At 42.5% G+C, this 14594-nt stretch carries 24 protein-coding genes; 1 reads left to right on the top strand and 23 read right to left on the bottom strand.

Annotated elements, in window-relative coordinates; all coding sequences use genetic code 11:
• Positions 1 to 17: 17 nt before the first annotated feature.
• From ACNKW3_RS17885 to ACNKW3_RS17845, 9 genes are all read right to left on the bottom strand, one after another.
• Positions 18 to 401: a hypothetical protein gene (locus tag ACNKW3_RS17885; protein WP_427400699.1), complete on the bottom strand. Its 384-nt coding sequence runs from the start codon at positions 399 to 401 to the stop codon at positions 18 to 20.
• Between the two features lie 72 nt (positions 402 to 473).
• Positions 474 to 1418, bottom strand: a complete 945-nt coding sequence (locus tag ACNKW3_RS17880) for a hypothetical protein (RefSeq protein ID WP_427400698.1) — start codon at positions 1416 to 1418, stop codon at positions 474 to 476.
• 3 nt (positions 1419 to 1421) lie between these two features.
• Positions 1422 to 1598, bottom strand: coding sequence for a hypothetical protein (locus ACNKW3_RS17875; protein WP_427400697.1), 177 nt, complete (start codon positions 1596 to 1598; stop codon positions 1422 to 1424).
• Positions 1591 to 2019 carry a phage tail terminator protein gene (locus tag ACNKW3_RS17870; RefSeq protein WP_427400696.1) on the bottom strand — a complete coding sequence of 143 codons (429 nt, stop codon included), beginning with the start codon at positions 2017 to 2019 and terminating at the stop codon, positions 1591 to 1593. Before ACNKW3_RS17870 ends, ACNKW3_RS17875 begins: the two co-directional genes overlap by 8 nt.
• Positions 2019 to 2438 (bottom strand): gp436 family protein, encoded by a 420-nt coding sequence (locus tag ACNKW3_RS17865; RefSeq protein ID WP_427400695.1) that lies wholly within the window; start codon positions 2436 to 2438, stop codon positions 2019 to 2021. The genes ACNKW3_RS17870 and ACNKW3_RS17865 overlap by 1 nt, the downstream gene beginning before the upstream one ends.
• Before the next feature lie 9 nt (positions 2439 to 2447).
• Positions 2448 to 2774 (bottom strand): hypothetical protein, encoded by a 327-nt coding sequence (locus ACNKW3_RS17860; protein WP_427400694.1) that lies wholly within the window; start codon positions 2772 to 2774, stop codon positions 2448 to 2450.
• A gap of 67 nt (positions 2775 to 2841) precedes the next feature.
• On the bottom strand, positions 2842 to 3768 hold the full coding sequence (locus ACNKW3_RS17855) for a Mu-like prophage major head subunit gpT family protein (RefSeq protein ID WP_427400693.1): 927 nt from the start codon (positions 3766 to 3768) through the stop codon (positions 2842 to 2844).
• Positions 3769 to 3838: 70 nt separating this feature from the next.
• Entirely contained in the window at positions 3839 to 4954 is a 1116-nt protein-coding gene (locus tag ACNKW3_RS17850) for a phage protease (protein WP_427400692.1), read from the bottom strand.
• Between the two features lie 72 nt (positions 4955 to 5026).
• On the bottom strand, positions 5027 to 5536 hold the full coding sequence (locus ACNKW3_RS17845; protein WP_427400691.1) for a hypothetical protein: 510 nt from the start codon (positions 5534 to 5536) through the stop codon (positions 5027 to 5029).
• Between the two features lie 250 nt (positions 5537 to 5786).
• On the opposite strand from ACNKW3_RS17845, the gene ACNKW3_RS17840 reads away from it, so the two are divergent.
• Positions 5787 to 6017: a hypothetical protein gene (locus ACNKW3_RS17840; protein WP_427400690.1), complete on the top strand. Its 231-nt coding sequence runs from the start codon at positions 5787 to 5789 to the stop codon at positions 6015 to 6017.
• 141 nt (positions 6018 to 6158) lie between these two features.
• On the opposite strand, the gene ACNKW3_RS17835 is transcribed toward ACNKW3_RS17840, so the two are convergent.
• From ACNKW3_RS17835 to ACNKW3_RS17770, 14 genes are read right to left on the bottom strand one after another with little or no spacing between them, the layout of a single operon-like run.
• The gene (locus tag ACNKW3_RS17835) at positions 6159 to 6500 is read right to left on the bottom strand and encodes a DnaT-like ssDNA-binding domain-containing protein (RefSeq protein WP_427400689.1); all 342 of its coding nucleotides are present in this window, start codon (positions 6498 to 6500) and stop codon (positions 6159 to 6161) included.
• Positions 6493 to 6936 carry a phage virion morphogenesis protein gene (locus ACNKW3_RS17830; protein ID WP_427400688.1) on the bottom strand — a complete coding sequence of 148 codons (444 nt, stop codon included), beginning with the start codon at positions 6934 to 6936 and terminating at the stop codon, positions 6493 to 6495. The genes ACNKW3_RS17835 and ACNKW3_RS17830 overlap by 8 nt, the downstream gene beginning before the upstream one ends.
• Positions 6923 to 7123, bottom strand: a complete 201-nt coding sequence (locus tag ACNKW3_RS17825; protein ID WP_427400687.1) for a hypothetical protein — start codon at positions 7121 to 7123, stop codon at positions 6923 to 6925. Before ACNKW3_RS17825 ends, ACNKW3_RS17830 begins: the two co-directional genes overlap by 14 nt.
• Positions 7120 to 8532, bottom strand: coding sequence for a phage minor head protein (locus tag ACNKW3_RS17820; RefSeq protein ID WP_427400686.1), 1413 nt, complete (start codon positions 8530 to 8532; stop codon positions 7120 to 7122). The genes ACNKW3_RS17825 and ACNKW3_RS17820 overlap by 4 nt, the downstream gene beginning before the upstream one ends.
• Positions 8522 to 8818, bottom strand: a complete 297-nt coding sequence (locus ACNKW3_RS17815; protein WP_427400685.1) for a hypothetical protein — start codon at positions 8816 to 8818, stop codon at positions 8522 to 8524. Before ACNKW3_RS17815 ends, ACNKW3_RS17820 begins: the two co-directional genes overlap by 11 nt.
• Entirely contained in the window at positions 8819 to 10396 is a 1578-nt protein-coding gene (locus ACNKW3_RS17810; RefSeq protein WP_427400684.1) for a DUF935 domain-containing protein, read from the bottom strand.
• Positions 10396 to 12051: a hypothetical protein gene (locus tag ACNKW3_RS17805; RefSeq protein ID WP_427400683.1), complete on the bottom strand. Its 1656-nt coding sequence runs from the start codon at positions 12049 to 12051 to the stop codon at positions 10396 to 10398. Before ACNKW3_RS17805 ends, ACNKW3_RS17810 begins: the two co-directional genes overlap by 1 nt.
• On the bottom strand, positions 12051 to 12623 hold the full coding sequence (locus ACNKW3_RS17800) for a DUF3486 family protein (protein WP_427400682.1): 573 nt from the start codon (positions 12621 to 12623) through the stop codon (positions 12051 to 12053). Before ACNKW3_RS17800 ends, ACNKW3_RS17805 begins: the two co-directional genes overlap by 1 nt.
• Positions 12616 to 12867, bottom strand: coding sequence for a hypothetical protein (locus ACNKW3_RS17795; RefSeq protein ID WP_427400681.1), 252 nt, complete (start codon positions 12865 to 12867; stop codon positions 12616 to 12618). The genes ACNKW3_RS17800 and ACNKW3_RS17795 overlap by 8 nt, the downstream gene beginning before the upstream one ends.
• On the bottom strand, positions 12854 to 13060 hold the full coding sequence (locus tag ACNKW3_RS17790) for a hypothetical protein (RefSeq protein ID WP_427400680.1): 207 nt from the start codon (positions 13058 to 13060) through the stop codon (positions 12854 to 12856). Before ACNKW3_RS17790 ends, ACNKW3_RS17795 begins: the two co-directional genes overlap by 14 nt.
• Positions 13060 to 13353 carry an ArsR family transcriptional regulator gene (locus ACNKW3_RS17785; protein ID WP_427400679.1) on the bottom strand — a complete coding sequence of 98 codons (294 nt, stop codon included), beginning with the start codon at positions 13351 to 13353 and terminating at the stop codon, positions 13060 to 13062. The genes ACNKW3_RS17790 and ACNKW3_RS17785 overlap by 1 nt, the downstream gene beginning before the upstream one ends.
• Positions 13353 to 13730: a DUF2730 family protein gene (locus ACNKW3_RS17780; RefSeq protein WP_427400678.1), complete on the bottom strand. Its 378-nt coding sequence runs from the start codon at positions 13728 to 13730 to the stop codon at positions 13353 to 13355. Before ACNKW3_RS17780 ends, ACNKW3_RS17785 begins: the two co-directional genes overlap by 1 nt.
• Entirely contained in the window at positions 13730 to 13951 is a 222-nt protein-coding gene (locus tag ACNKW3_RS17775; RefSeq protein ID WP_427400677.1) for a hypothetical protein, read from the bottom strand. Before ACNKW3_RS17775 ends, ACNKW3_RS17780 begins: the two co-directional genes overlap by 1 nt.
• On the bottom strand, positions 13951 to 14457 hold the full coding sequence (locus ACNKW3_RS17770) for a hypothetical protein (RefSeq protein WP_427400676.1): 507 nt from the start codon (positions 14455 to 14457) through the stop codon (positions 13951 to 13953). The genes ACNKW3_RS17775 and ACNKW3_RS17770 overlap by 1 nt, the downstream gene beginning before the upstream one ends.
• Positions 14458 to 14594: the final 137 nt, after the last annotated feature.

The raw sequence follows: 14594 nt of genomic DNA, 5'->3' as shown, positions 1-14594 counted from the left end.
CTGCTTACTTAGCTCGTCTATTTCTTCTTGCGGCTCTTGCGGGCCGACCGCCCAGTGACGGGCGACCCTTTTAAGTTTTTTTCAGCTATGCCAGCACTGGCGCGATGATAAGCATCAATAAATCCTAGACGGATATATCCGCCAGCTTTAAAAAGGCGTAATTTATTTTTTTGGTTATAGGGGATTGGCGTGCCGTCTTCCTCTGCAATGTCATTACCAAAACCAACTACTACGCGACATAAGAAGGCTATATCGTCATTTATTAGCGCGTTATATTCGTCTTGGTCGATAATCTCGAATTCTGCTGAACAGGTGAATTCTTGGGTTTGACCACCGTCTACGGGCGCTTTAATGGTAACGGGCCAAGTGATTATTTTTTTGGTAGATAACTTAAAAGTCATATAAACCTCTTATTAGTAAAAGGGCGCATCCGTGCCATTCTTTTTATAAGACTTCCTGTCCTCTTAGGGTAATTATTGTGTCGTCAGAACGCAGTCGTTTCCTCTGATAGCTTTCATGGTTAATTCCCATGTCGCTTTCCCTTTATGTTCACCAGGCGTAATAGTTATAATTTGGGCTGCTGTAGAGGCCACTTTGAAAATTCGACCCGCTGTAATTCCCTGGGTAAATTCCAACGGAACGAAGGTGTTGCTCCTGGCTATTGCAAAAGGATCAAAGGTAGCAAGTTCAGGTGTTTCAACCGTCACTTTGACTTCTTCATCCCAATCATCAATGAAGATTTGTTTTACTTCGGTACCTTCATCTAATTCGATAGAGTTGTTTTGCGCCATCTCGAATGACGTACAGTTGAGCGCTTGGCCGTCTAATGAAAATGAAGTGTTTTGTTTAGAAAACTCTTCTGGCAACGTAAAGGCAGAAAAGTCTCCTTGAGGGATTGAACCAGACAAGGTTCCGCCATACACGCCTTGAGCCTCAAAGTTGATGTATCCTATTTCGCCGACTTTAGCCGCGATTGACAGAGAAGCTTTTCCGGCCAGCAAAATGTGATACATGCCTTCCCACCAAAAATAGATCGTTCCGTCCGTTTCACTTGCGGCGTTTAAGATGCGGCTGTGAACAACTTTGTCAGCTTGAGTAACCTGATCCATTCCTGCCATTTGTAACATTGCCGCAAAAGCGACTGGGGTGTTTGCTGTGCCAGAACCCGCCATTTCAAATGCACCGGAAATCTTGATCATCTCTCCTGTGTGAATAACAGGTTGAGCGCCGTTTTTACCATCATCTAAATCACGAGTAACTTGTTCTGTTATCCAAGGCTCTACACCTAAGCCTTTTGTTTGCATTGCAAGAGGGGTGGCACCATTTGAAATATAATCTTCGCCCACGCTGTCTTCAGGACGGCGAAGAGCAAGCTGCATAAATCGACGTTTAGATTTGTAACCTGGAGTGATGGACATTATTTAATCCTCTTTTTTGTTGCCAGTTGGCGCAATATCATTGGTCACGGTTAAATCTTTGTGGCCGTTAATTTGCGCGATTTGACCAGGTGTTAAGAATTTCTTTTTAGTTTCACCTGGCTTGAAAGTCATAGCCGCTCTCTTTACCTCTTGAGAGCCAGAATTCGTTACTTTAAACATGATCACATCCCGAGCGCCAAATGCGCGTTGTAAACCTATCAACCCAAAACAAACCACCATTTACAAATTGAAGTAAATCACTCGCCCCAATCAAAACCGGCTCATGTTCTTGCGGTTTGTATCCATACAATGCTTGCCTAATATCCTCTCGGATTTTTTCAAGGCGCTCCGCAGTTTTAGCGCCTGTTTTATCGTTTATTGACTGAATGGCAGTCACAACCCCAAACGTAATAAGCACTTCCTGCAGGGGAGATCCAACATCAACATCCCGTGCATTATCATTTGGCCGCTCAGCTATAGGGACGATAAACCCCATCGTTGAACGCGTTAAAGGCTGAGATAGCGCCACCCTAAGCGACACTGCATGCTGCACTATGTCAAAACAGTGCTTTACCTGATCTTCAATCTCTAACAACAACATCAGATAAACCCTTTGGATCGGTCTCGATTAAAAACCGTTTCATCGGAATCGATTTGTATAACCTGATCGCTTTCTAGCTCTTGGCTATCGCTCGTTAGGCCAAGCTTTATTTTTCCGGTACCAACGTTATGAAGAAAATCAAGCGCTGCTTTATTATTTCTCTCAACGACTTCAGAAACCGCATTGTCGTATAAATTGTATCGCGCCATGTTTGCACACAGGCGCACCAGTACAGCTGGACTATTCGCCAATGGAAGGTTGTATCTACCACCGAGGTAACCATCAATGATATTGCTCGCATCGGCGATAGCTGCCTTTACTTTCGATTCATCAATAATCCCTGTGCCTGTGGTATCAGTGAGCTGGATAAGTTCATCCAGCTCAAATCTGTCAACCATGTCATTAAGTGTGCAATACATAGTTAACCTTTAGGACTTCGCGCCCGCTTTAGCCTTTTCGACATTTGCGGAAGATTTGGCTTTCGCATTAGGCGCTTTTTGGTCTTCGTCTTCTTCTTTTCCTTGCGGCGACTGTCGAACAAATTGGTCGAATATCGTCTTATCAGCGCCTTCTGGGATATCGTCCACGGAGATTTCTCGCACTGACAATCGCTTTTCTTTGTGAATAGCGTCCAGCTGCTCTTCGTCCAGGCACTCTTTTGGAATGACGGTACCTGTATCTGAAAATCCAATGCCAGCGCGGCGAAAAGTGGCCACCATAGCGGTCACTAATAAAACTGTAGTAATTGCTTTCATGTTGCTCTCCAAAAATAAAAGGGTTAGCTACCGCCTAGTTTCCTAGGCGGATCGTTGCAGTTCTGTTCTATAAGAAGTCCGGCTGAACTACAGTGAACTTATTGCGAAGCTCATTGCTGACAGTGGTGGTACCGTCAGAGATGTTTTCGCGCGTATTGATTTGCTCGGCCTCTTTCCAAAGAGAAGATGGCACTACTAGTTTCAGCCCTCGTTTACCAAGACCCAGAGGTCGACCACCGTCGGCTTTAAAACCGCGCATCATTTGTACAGCTGCCCACACGTTTTGGTAGTTAAGCTCCGCTTTGACACCAACGGCCATTTGCCAGAATCCAAAACCTACGTTGTCGCGGCAATCCACCCCATAACGGAATGATTTTCGAGTGAAAACACTCTCATCATCCATGCTATCCATGTGGGTAAACATTGCCGGCTTGCGCTGCTGGAAGATGATTGGTTTAACAGCACGACTTGCATCTATGATGTACCAGGCGTCACCTGTGTAACCGCCATCAACGATAACGTTTGATACAGACGCATCTACACCAGAGCCATCTACCTGTGGGTTAACAGGGTGATCCGTATCGAAAAAATACTGCCCGTCGTAACAGGTTGTTGTAAAACCTGCAGCCAATAACGGGTAGACTAGTTCGTCTGGGTGTACTGCAGCGGCATAGCCCATTTCATCCATAAGCGGTGAATAAACACCTAGGTTGTCATCTTCAATATCGTTTCGGTCGACCTCAATGGTAGATTCCCAATCTTTATTGACGATGGCATAACTGTGTTCTTTCATCGACTTCAGAACTCTATCGCCTATCCACTCTCTAAAGGTTGGAAATTGACCCAACCAACCATAGGTATTACTTGCCGCAGTGGAAGGTATAAGCGTCGCCACTTCGCTATACATAGGTTCAGCGCGAGTTTTACCTTCTTCGAATTTTTTACTAAAGCCAGTGCGAATTGCATCTAAGGCTGCTGCATTTACGATTCCCATGTTTTTCTCCAGTTAAGTAAATGGGTGAAAATTAGTGTTTAAACAGCGTTTAATTGGTTGCTATCAGGCCCTATTGATTTAAATGCGCCAGATAATCCTCGTTTGAGATCCCCAATTGCTTTGCAACGGCTTCCTGCTCAGCAGTGAGCGCAGCTATTTTTTCCCGCTGGGGAATAGGGGGTTTTTCGGTCGTTTGCTTTCCCGTAAGCGCTGCAACAACAGGTCTAGCAGCTAGCGTCGAAGTGAGCATGGAAAGGTCTTTTTCACCTAATTTGGTTAGGTAATCAATTTCGGCTTCAGCGATAAATTTCCCCGCCTTTTGCGCATCCTCGATAACCTTATCAACGGTCAAGGTACCGTTAGACGCTTTTAATGCCGCCATTTCAGTGACCAAACCATTGTAGGTATCGATTGGCACAAATTTAGCCAGGTCAACATCACCACCACTTTCAACCTGCGCTTTAAGGGTTGCAATTTCGGTGGTTTTATTTTCAGCTTCAGATAATTTATCCTTTAACCCTTCTAGTGCTGCAATTGCATCTTCTGAAGTCAAGGCCGCAATCAGTTGCGCATCTTCTGTTGTTTCTGGGGCAGTCAAACCAAGAACGCTAAACAACAGCGCTAGCTTTGATTTATTCATAGTATTCTCCGGTGGTTGGGTTAAAAACGAAAGGGCTGCACTGGCCATTCCCTTAATTGCAGGGTCATTGGTAAGTGCTACAGAGTGAATATCATTAACTTGGCCAGTGGCTTTGTCGTAAATAATTACAGGTGAGAAAAGGCTATATTCTTTGTCTTTGACGTGCTGTCTGGCGATTGGGGTGTAACGAAGATAAGCAAAAAGCCCTTCACCAGGACGCCATTCAAATTTGTTCGCTCTTCCGCTGGCGGGGGCTTTTTGACCGTTTTGGCGGGCCAACAGCGTTTGATGTTCGTAATCAAACAGTAATTCATCACCTGCAGCTGCTCGGCTATTGAGGAGCTGCGCGAGGCGCTCACCACTGGCATTATCAATTCGCCACTTCCCACCAGGCACATCATCAGGACGTCCATCGTAAGCGGCAAAGTCTTTACCAGGCAAAATCTGCTGCCATGCACCAGTCTCGTCGCTAACAGATGCAACAAATGAACAAGACGCAAGTGCCGTGTTTGCAGGTAGTTGTGAAAGTAAGCTAAATGTTTTCATGCCTGCATTGTGCAGGCATTTGTTATTCGATTGGGATTAGTCTAGGTTAAGTATATTGGGATGGTGAGGGGATTAGGAGCGATTTATGTTTTGAGCAAAGCGCTCTAATGCATGATAGGCTTTGGTGGTTTCAGTACCACTTTTTATTAATTCTTCCTTATATCCATTTGGGGTATACATCCGAAGCCATATATTTTCAGCCTTCAGCATTTTAGGAATGATATCGAAATCAGCAGAAAAAGCTTTTGCAGAATTTCTAAGCCCTAATTCATAGGTTAACGTTGTTGTGTATTGCGATTGTTGCAACGTTACTATCTCTCCATCTACGCTCAGCTTTGCTCCAGTTATCGCTACATACTCCAAAAACGAATTTACAATAATAAAAACTCGCTCTGGGTTCTCACTGTTCCATTGAGCCCCTAAACCTAAGCACTGGGTCATGCTGCACTTCCCACCATGAGGTTCGATAAAAACCACCTTGGAGTTGTTAAAGCCGCTTTGTTTAACTTGAACTGATTTCCCAGAAGTTGCACCACAACCAACGATTACAAACACTAAAATTATCAATATAAACTTTTTCACAAATATTCATCCTTAAAATTTATCTAATATAAGACAGGTTATAAAATACTATATTCACATTATGAGATTTAACATTTACAGCAAAGTTGTTCGTTTATTGTGCGAAATAACAATAACCAAACGAAAAACAAACACACAAATAATATAAAAATCTTTTAACTATTAGATACTACGAGAGGGGTATCCCATGTTTACACCATCAAACCAGAGGAAACTAGTTTGATTACATAAGTTATTTAAAGGAATTATCATGTTGCATCCTGAACCCATTTCCATAATAAAGATCCAAAGCCTTACCTTTGCTGATAGAGAAAAGATTGGTGAATTATATCTCCAACTAAACACTTTAAAACAGTTAATTGCCCAAATTGATGATTTTTCGCTATTGGAGCCTTTAGGTGTCTCTCTATTGTTAGAGAGTGTATGCCAAGAGTTAAGGTCGATAGCCGAACCTGAACTGAAAAAGCCTCAACCAGGTTAAAAGAGGGTAATCCGCTTGAGAAATCAATCTAAATAATATTATTTGCCGTTTAAATCGCCTCAGAACTGTTTAACTCTTCTTAATTGCAATAACGGCAACACTACACAATTCTTAACCGCTTAGAATGCCATTCTGAGCGTTTTACTGTTTGTAACGATTTAATAGCGCTTTGGTATTTTCGTCTGTGACTAAATTAGCAGCATTTTCGGCTCTTGGAACAGACTGGTACCCAACCACTGTATTTTGTTTTGATGAAAATGTAGTTCGTTTGCGCTTTAGTTGCTGAACATACTTTAGATGCCATTGATACAAAGTATGCCACCGATTTGGTTGTCCTACCCAATAAGCTTTAAACTCTCCAAAGGTATCTTTACAAATAGATGTATCAATCAACCCTATATGCGTCGCCAAGTCTGTTGTTAGCTTTTCATCTAATTCAAAATCAAACGTCATAGCAAAAGGTTTGCCGTGTATATTATCCATCTAAATGACCTTTTAATATTTCCACGATTTCATCAGCATCGCTCCAAGGCGAAGTTGTTAAACCCAAAAACGGACGGGCAGGGATGCCATCCTCTTCTCTTCCGAATTGGTGTGTTGCTGCATATTCTAAATCTGTTCCAAGCAGAAGTCCTCTGGCGAACGCTGAATAATGCAACGTATCCATTAGGTATCCTTCTTCTCGTAAAATGTGACCTTTGCCTTTCTTGCGCCTAACTGTCTCAGGTGCCAATGGTTCATGAGATTTTCCGCTTGGATCTAATTGCAGATTCATCCGTTCTTGCGTAGCTTCCTTCAAGTATTCGCCAATTTCGGCAAATGCTGGTTCGAGTGTTCTCCCTTTTTGAAGAAGCTTATTCAGCTTTTTATGGACCCGATCCATACCAACAACATCAACACGAACTCTAGTTCCTGCCATTGTCACTTTCCATCCATTTCATCAATTGCTCAATCGAGGCACTTTCGTGCATCGCTTCAAGCAGCATATCAATTTGAAACTGTTCCTCACCTTCAGCAGCATCGGATAGCTCCTGAAGTCTTTTTGGCGCATCGTCTGGTAACGGCTCTAATGCTAGTATTTCTTGCGCTGCTTCTAAAAGTTTCATTGTAATACCTTTTGTAGAATATCATCGAAGTATGACGCCACCTCTGGCCATAACTCTCGCATTGTATCGTAACCCAATACATAAAATACAAAATGCTCAGCAAACCACTCGCGTTCGTTTGTGCTTCCATATTGCGAAATACTTAAATTTGTTGGCGGTTTTGCTAACCCTGATTTGTAATGCACTTGATGACCCATTTCATGCAGCCATGTAATAAAGGTTGCATTATGATCATCCATATACTTTTCCGTTGCTTGGCCACTTCCCCACCAACGCCACTTCTTCAAAGGCGCATCTTCAATCCCTTGACGTATTATAGTGTCTATTCCAGCCAACATTTCAGCGGTGTTCACTTTTGATAAATTATGTTTAGTTCCGGCTTTAACTACAACGTGATTAAAAGCTCGGTTGGTGAAACCGAGTGGTTGACGGCGGCCACGAGTGGTAAACATCACTAAGGCTCTATAAATATCAGTTTCCAAATAACTCGCTACTTCTTGCGCAATGGCTCTGGACGACTTACCAATTCGCATTTGCGCAGATTTTATAACAACCGTTTTGGTTTGATATTTATTTAAAAAGGCAATGAGTTTTTCTGTTTGTTCTTTTGCTTTAGAATGCAGTAATTGTGCGGCAACCCAATTAAAGTTATCAACAGCAACATTGCGCACTGTACTGAAAACCGTAGGAACATGCCTCTCTGGCAGCTGCTGCGCTTTCTTTGCCTGAGCCTTTCTTTTTTTTAGCATGGGAACGGGCGATGTGGTGCCAGGTGAATAATCAAATCCTGGATCTATTCCAATGGGTACCTGATGGGTTTCTCCAGTAGCCTTATCAATCCATTCTCGCGTTTGTATTCTTGGAGAGCTACCGACGTTTAAACCCTTACGTTGCAAACTGCGCTGAGTTTCACCAAATACCTTACACTTGCAGCCCCAACCATTTTGAGGAAACCAAACATCCCAGAAAGGATCAGACTTAGGCAACACAAGCTGGTCTTTGGCTTTATGGTGAATTCTAGGTTGGCGACTATCACCATGCTTGTAACGCCAAAACTCAAAATTCTGTAGTTGAGTATATCGACCAGCGTTGTATGCTTGGCGTAAATTTGTCCCGTATATGATGTTTGCGCGCCAACTGGGGGAACCGTTGAACTGCCATCCATGCTTTTGCGCAACCTGTTTAAAGTTTGCCTTGAACCAGGATAAACTTTTTCCATTCGCAATCGCATCATCTACCATAGAACGAAAATCATTTATAAGCTCTGTTTTCATCGCACCGGCAACATGAAAAGCTACGGTATTTTGCGCCCTGAAAATTTCAGCCCAGCGCGAAGAGGGAAGGTTAATTTTCTTTCGAAAATATTTTATCGCCTCTTCAAATTTAAGATTTCCGTATTCAACGCTCATTGCCTTTGTCCCGCTCAGCTTTTATGTTTGCTGCACTGACAAGTAGATTTCTTGCGACATGTAGATGGTGATAGTCTTCCTCGTAACACAGTGCATTTGGATCAGACATACTGCGAACATCAATGGCAATCATTGATAATCTATGTTTCGCTGCTGACACTAACTCCCTTTCGTTTTTTGTATCAAGCGCTAACCGTTCATAGCGTTCGATTAACGCCCAGTACTCTTTCTGATTTGCACCTGAACTGCTTAACCTGCAATGGGGACATTTGTCGAATTCAGACATTTACTCCCCCTGTGTAACATCGAATTGACCAGCGAGTTCTGAAGCTGCAAGCGCTTTAGCTAAGAGCACTTCAAATTGCTCAGTAGGCAATCTATTTTCAAGTGCTAATAATGAATCCAGCAAATCTTCTAGACTCTCAGCGTTTTCTATTAACTCTTCTATAGGCTTCATTAAAGCAATAAGGGTTTTAGCACCTTCAATCTTGGCGCGGGTAGAAAAGGCATCTGCAGCATCTTCATCAGATTGAACCCTTAATGCAGCTACTCCAGCTTTCAATTCGGCTTGAACTTGAGGTTCAGGCGTGACCTGGTTAACAATTGAAAGCACTTCTTCATCATTTTCAGGCAAGGGGATCTGTAATTTTTGATGCGCATAGTTAAGAGGTATTTTGTATCCTACATCGACCAGTTTAGGGATCGCATCACTCCAAAGCTTTAAATCTTCAGGTTCTTGTATATCAAATATTAGGCGCGGCTTTCTTCTCGGATCGCCGTTATAGCTTTTGCCATTTAACATGTACATTGGCAAAACGAGATCGCGATTTAATGTATTGGCCAATTGAGATAAATCATGATCACGAATTTCAATCCTAACTTCATTATGCACATTTCCTAATGCTTGAGACCCTGTATTACCTTGTTCAGCTGTTAAGGTCTGTCCTAATATAGCTTTTGATTGCGTTCTTTCGCACCAGGACATCATTGTCATAAATGGATCAGAACCTCCACCTTTGGCTGCATCATGAAAATCAATTTCCATGCCTTTAGGGATTATTCCCCCTGCATTGTGACCTATACCCACCACGGCTTGTAATAGTTTTGCCTTTTCTGCAGGTGTCGCGCCAGATGGATATTTACCTATTCGTATAGGCACTCCAAATATTTCTAAAAACTCCGCCAAATCTCTCACTGAATAATTCTTGAAGATAAATGGCCACGCAAGCTGACGAACTAATCCTTGACGAGCTGGATAACCTGATTTTGCAGAGTGGCGATGTTGCAACCAATTCAGCGGCCTAAGCGCTTCACCTTCGGCAGTGTTATCTCTTAGTCGAATCTTACGCTGGTCGTTGATATCTAGCTGAAACCAAGAAGCTGGTTTATGCTCAAATCCTGTCGGAATACGCCAGTTGTTATACATATCCCATGTAAACTCAATATTTGAAAAGCCTTTTAAGATGCCATCTGCCATATCAAATAGCACCGATGAAAAACAATCTATGTCTTTCAACATATCCTCAATAGCTGCAGCATCTTTTTGTTCTTGGGAAGATGCATTACGAGGCGGCTCTACTGTAAAGGGAATTGAAGTTAACGCCATTTTTCGCTTAAACAATTCAGCGTAAATGTGTCCATCTTTCTCTTCAATATCCTCTGCCAAATAACACTGCTGCATAAGCAAACCATGCTCTGCATCTCGCATAATGCTTGCAAGTTTGGCTGGCGTTAAACCTGAAGAGGGGTGATCATCATACTCTCGTTTTAGGTGAGCAACATTTGGCAGCTGCTCCGATTGTTTTGTTTTTAGCTCTTTGCTGCGCAATCTGTAGCGCACACCGTCAACTTCAAAGATATCCATTAAAAGCACCCCGTGTTTGGTAATTGCACATCATCATCGTGCACAGGTAGATTTGCGTTTTGTTGCGATCGACCTATGGAAATATAATCAATTTCTCCGCCTTCCATTTTGGAAGCACCCACCATCATGCAGCAGGCAATTGCACTGTCTCCATGCCGTTCTTTTTTATCATCTGTTTTAGTTTCTGGGATTCGAGGAACGCCGCGATTGTTTATTTGGATGGAACGAAGGTCATCTAAGATGTCTGCATCTTTTGGAATAACCATCTCAAAATCTTCGTAGTAGGCTTTCATGATAGGCATGTTTTCTCGGTACCAAGATTCTGATATTTTCACGGCTTCAACCAAACCGGCACCGTATTTATCAACGGCCTGTTCTGCTAAATATTCACCATTCCCAGTAGCGTCTAGATGCGCACCAATAAAGCGTGGCAACCGATCAATGATGTAAAATAAAATTTGCTCTTGTTGCTTATAGGGGATATTTCGCAGCTCTATTACCAAAGGAACAATAAAACTAAGGTCCTGCTGAATCGCGCCTACCCATAGACAAGTTAAGTCGCCCGAACGCGCAAAATCCTCACCAAGGCAATGACGCACATTTGGATCTAACTTCATCAACTCAGGCAGTAATACTTCTTTGCACCAATCTTTTATATCCGCTTCACGTAGGTCTGGACGCATTTGATTCCAATCAGGCGTCTGTTTGTAACGTATAACAATAGGTTGGCCATTTTCTCCAGGCTTTATCATGGCTTTATCAATCAACGCTCGGCTAATATAAGCGCCACCCCCTGATTTAGGCACACAATAGTATTCTTCTAGCGCATCTTCTTGGCTTGCAGTATCTCGAAGTAAATCGGCCTTCCACTGCTCTTCACGCTCAATGGACCAAGGTTCACCCAGTCGTTGACAAATACGCTGATACAACCCTTCATTACAAGCGTCATCTAAGGTGATGCGGTGAATGCTATAACGCTTTTTTCCCGCTCGACTTTCTTCTATTAGTTGGTTAAATTGATTGTCCGACCCATTGTGAGTACTAATCAATCGCACTTTCGCTCCCCACATGGTAAGAGCTAGAGCTGCTTTTAACACTTCAGCTAAAAGCAAATGAAAGGCAGCCTCATCAATTGTAACGTTACCTTGCATACCACGGAGATTGGAAGGTTTCGAACTCAATGCTTGGATTTTAAAACCACTGGCAAAATGGATCACAAATGTAAGAATTTCCTTACCTTCTTGACCATCATCTATAAACAGTTCTTCTTCTATGTCTCCAGCTGCTTTATTGAATGCTTGAGCCCACATTGCGGCTGCATCAATAAACTCTCTGGCCATTTCTTTATTGGAACCAACGTAAAAGTGATTGGTTCCTTTGGCTTCTTTGCTTTTACTGGCCGTTAGAACGGCATCAGCAGCTTCCGCCCAAGTGATACCGGTTCGTCTCGACTTCTCTGCAATTTTTAAAGGGGAATCGTCAGCAATCCAACGTTTCTGGTACCCAAGTAATAGTTCATTTTCATCAAAGGGGATAAACGTTGGTAAGCCAAAGCGAGTTTCCAGTCTATCGCTTTGCTCTATCGCTTTTTGATATTGGGATTTACTAGGCTGTATTTCTTTTGGTGTTTCGGTTGATTGGGGGGGCAATTTCATCAGGCTATCCCCAGAATTTCACGTTTAATTTGAGCTGCGCCTTCACTTGTAAGCCCTGCGGCTTTTGCTGCACTTTCTGCGCGTTCTGCAGCTTCTTCGGCCATTGCTTTTCGAATCTCTCGTTCGCGTTTAGTTGATTCACTAGCGGCCTTTTCTAGTTTCTCAACACCAATGGCCAACTCCTTTATGAACTTAGGCTCTACCACGGCACCTGATTCTGAGAGTTTTAATACCTGGTCAAATGCTAAAGTGCGCACCATTTCTATTAGCACCTTAGACACTTCTCCAGTCGGCTTACCGCCTAATTGGTCAACCCATTGCTTGGAAACCTCACGCGCCTCTTGAATGCGACTACCCACAGTCGCCATGCGCGTTGCATAGCGATTTAAACCACTGCGAGATAGCTGCTCATCTTCTGGTAAACCTGCGGCCTCTATAAGCCCATTTACGCGCTGCAGCACTTCTGTTTGAGTAACTGATTTATCTCGAAGTAGCTCAATTAACTCTGTCTTTATATCTTCTGGAAGTTGATCAATCTTACTAGGCTTGCCTCTGGTTTTCTTATCAGTCACGCTGTAGCCCCTCTTTTAAAGATTTGAACAACTGCTTCTTTACTGAAGGAATTACATTTCTCAGTTCGTCCAACAGCCGAAAATAGTCAGGACACTCATTTCGCAATAAATTTAGATAATCCTTCCCAAGCTTAGGATCTTGTGCACCAACGACTTCTTTGCTAATCTCTTCACAAACAAATGCTTCAGCTAATTTCCGTATCAATTCTTTTTCTTTTTTGGTTGCCACTTTACGCTTTGTCATTTAGCCCACCAATGCGCTTAAGCTGTCTAAACAAAAAATAATTAACTGCGGTTAGCAAAATTAAAATAACAAAAAATGCGGTGACTTTTGTCGAATTGGAAATTCGAACTCCGCCAAGGACGGCGAAAATCACCATTCCCCATTGAACACCAACAATAAAACTTATTACAACTTTAATGATAAGAGCATTCATTATCGGATCCCTGGTCGTTTTACACCTGGTACAGTTGCCATGCCCTTTTCAACGTCCAAACCGCGAGAGGTAAGTTTAGCGACGGTATAACTTTCATGACTTTCAATCTCTATTAACCCCTGTTCTCTGAGCCAATAGAGATGGGTACCAAGCTTATCAGTACTCATATTGTTGCCGTATTGCTGACAGACCGACTGGATTATGCTGTTATTGGCTCTGTAGTCATCCATTGCGGCTAAGCAATGAAGAATACTCAAACGCTGATGTTCGTTTAAAATATTATCAAGTGGCATTAGGATTTATCTCCGCGAAGTTCGTTTTCAATCAGGATGTTTTGATTGTTTAAGATTTGTTTTAATAGCGGTTCTGTACCTTCTAACCTGCCTCGCAACAGCGCCATTTCCTCTTTCATTGCAGCTGTTTCAGCAGCGGTGGGTAAATGTTTAATATGGCTATTTATCTCCAATACCATTTCTCTTAACTGGAAGTGTTCTTTTTTGTGTAATCCAAACTCAAACTGATGCCGTTCGATTGCTTCACGCTGTTCTTGAAGCTCTTTTTTGGTGGCGAAGAATCGACTCAACCACCAAAGTGCAGCAAAACCCATTAAAGTTAAAAGCATGGTATAAACAAATTTATGTTCGTTTATATGAGTTAGTAAAATATCCATCAGCGCAGCCCCTTTTCGAAGTCTTCTTGGCATTCAATACAACGTTGAGCGTTGGGGATGATTTTACGGCGCGCTGAAATATCACTATCGCAACGAATACAAAGAGCATTCCCGTTCGTATCTATCTTTATTGCTGGTTGAGAAGCAATTTTGTTATGTTTTTTTAAAGCGTTTTGGCGAAAGAAGTCATCTCTGGCTTGTGCTTGGTCGTGAATATCCATTAAACGGACGCCCCTTGTTTAGAAAATTTATCCCACGTTCTAAACCCGAACCAAGCCAAAGTAGGGGAGGCAATAAGAACCGTAATTTCCCAATTTGAACCTGATCCTTTTTCAAAAATTGCGGCGAGTTCAAACACAAATATGTATACAATCGTAAACCAGGAGTGACGTGAAGCTATGGCGGGACGGACACCTTTGATATCTTGACTTGTTCGAATGGTCTCTTGCTGTTGGGTGTGCATTGTTTCGTCATGCTCTAGAACCAGCTTTTTCTTTTCAACCTCTAATTTCTCCAACTCAACTTTTAATTCACTCAATTCATTAGGATCAAGACTGTCAATGGTACTTTGCAAAAGTAACCTTTCATTTGAGGTAGGATTGTTTTGAAATGCTTCAATGGCATCAGCCAAGATCCCCGCAGATTTTCCAACATTATCATTGCGAGATTGCGAGAATAATCTAATGACGGAAGGGCCAACAGATAATAGGGTTCCAAGGATACTCATAAACCGCTCGTTTTAACTGGGTTTTAAATTGATAACCGCAGTGTAGAGAAGCATGTTCCTAAAGTGATATTAGCGCGAGCTAAGGGATTAGAGTATTTTAATAAGAAAGGTTTTGGAAGTTTAGGTTACAACTGTTA

The organism is Glaciecola sp. 1036, from assembly GCF_050306235.1.
Lineage (GTDB): Bacteria > Pseudomonadota > Gammaproteobacteria > Enterobacterales > Alteromonadaceae > Glaciecola.
The sequence above is the reverse complement of the archived record's forward strand: the minus strand, read 5'-3'. Positions and strand labels throughout refer to the sequence as shown.

Coding starts and splice junctions, on each gene's coding strand:
- ACNKW3_RS17875 (WP_427400697.1), bottom strand. CDS start 1,598: ATGTTTAAAGTAACGAATTCTGGCTCTCAAGAGGTAAAGAGAGCGGCT.
- ACNKW3_RS17805 (WP_427400683.1), bottom strand. CDS start 12,051: ATGAAATTGCCCCCCCAATCAACCGAAACACCAAAAGAAATACAGCCT.
- ACNKW3_RS17815 (WP_427400685.1), bottom strand. CDS start 8,818: ATGTCTGAATTCGACAAATGTCCCCATTGCAGGTTAAGCAGTTCAGGT.
- ACNKW3_RS17865 (WP_427400695.1), bottom strand. CDS start 2,438: ATGTATTGCACACTTAATGACATGGTTGACAGATTTGAGCTGGATGAA.
- ACNKW3_RS17835 (WP_427400689.1), bottom strand. CDS start 6,500: ATGGATAATATACACGGCAAACCTTTTGCTATGACGTTTGATTTTGAA.
- ACNKW3_RS17795 (WP_427400681.1), bottom strand. CDS start 12,867: ATGACAAAGCGTAAAGTGGCAACCAAAAAAGAAAAAGAATTGATACGG.
- ACNKW3_RS17810 (WP_427400684.1), bottom strand. CDS start 10,396: ATGGATATCTTTGAAGTTGACGGTGTGCGCTACAGATTGCGCAGCAAA.
- ACNKW3_RS17775 (WP_427400677.1), bottom strand. CDS start 13,951: ATGGATATTCACGACCAAGCACAAGCCAGAGATGACTTCTTTCGCCAA.
- ACNKW3_RS17825 (WP_427400687.1), bottom strand. CDS start 7,123: ATGAAACTTTTAGAAGCAGCGCAAGAAATACTAGCATTAGAGCCGTTA.
- ACNKW3_RS17770 (WP_427400676.1), bottom strand. CDS start 14,457: ATGAGTATCCTTGGAACCCTATTATCTGTTGGCCCTTCCGTCATTAGA.
- ACNKW3_RS17880 (WP_427400698.1), bottom strand. CDS start 1,418: ATGTCCATCACTCCAGGTTACAAATCTAAACGTCGATTTATGCAGCTT.
- ACNKW3_RS17840 (WP_427400690.1), top strand. CDS start 5,787: ATGTTGCATCCTGAACCCATTTCCATAATAAAGATCCAAAGCCTTACC.
- ACNKW3_RS17780 (WP_427400678.1), bottom strand. CDS start 13,730: ATGGATATTTTACTAACTCATATAAACGAACATAAATTTGTTTATACC.
- ACNKW3_RS17790 (WP_427400680.1), bottom strand. CDS start 13,060: ATGAATGCTCTTATCATTAAAGTTGTAATAAGTTTTATTGTTGGTGTT.
- ACNKW3_RS17855 (WP_427400693.1), bottom strand. CDS start 3,768: ATGGGAATCGTAAATGCAGCAGCCTTAGATGCAATTCGCACTGGCTTT.
- ACNKW3_RS17820 (WP_427400686.1), bottom strand. CDS start 8,532: ATGAGCGTTGAATACGGAAATCTTAAATTTGAAGAGGCGATAAAATAT.
- ACNKW3_RS17860 (WP_427400694.1), bottom strand. CDS start 2,774: ATGAAAGCAATTACTACAGTTTTATTAGTGACCGCTATGGTGGCCACT.
- ACNKW3_RS17885 (WP_427400699.1), bottom strand. CDS start 401: ATGACTTTTAAGTTATCTACCAAAAAAATAATCACTTGGCCCGTTACC.
- ACNKW3_RS17850 (WP_427400692.1), bottom strand. CDS start 4,954: ATGAAAACATTTAGCTTACTTTCACAACTACCTGCAAACACGGCACTT.
- ACNKW3_RS17830 (WP_427400688.1), bottom strand. CDS start 6,936: ATGGCAGGAACTAGAGTTCGTGTTGATGTTGTTGGTATGGATCGGGTC.
- ACNKW3_RS17785 (WP_427400679.1), bottom strand. CDS start 13,353: ATGCCACTTGATAATATTTTAAACGAACATCAGCGTTTGAGTATTCTT.
- ACNKW3_RS17870 (WP_427400696.1), bottom strand. CDS start 2,019: ATGTTGTTGTTAGAGATTGAAGATCAGGTAAAGCACTGTTTTGACATA.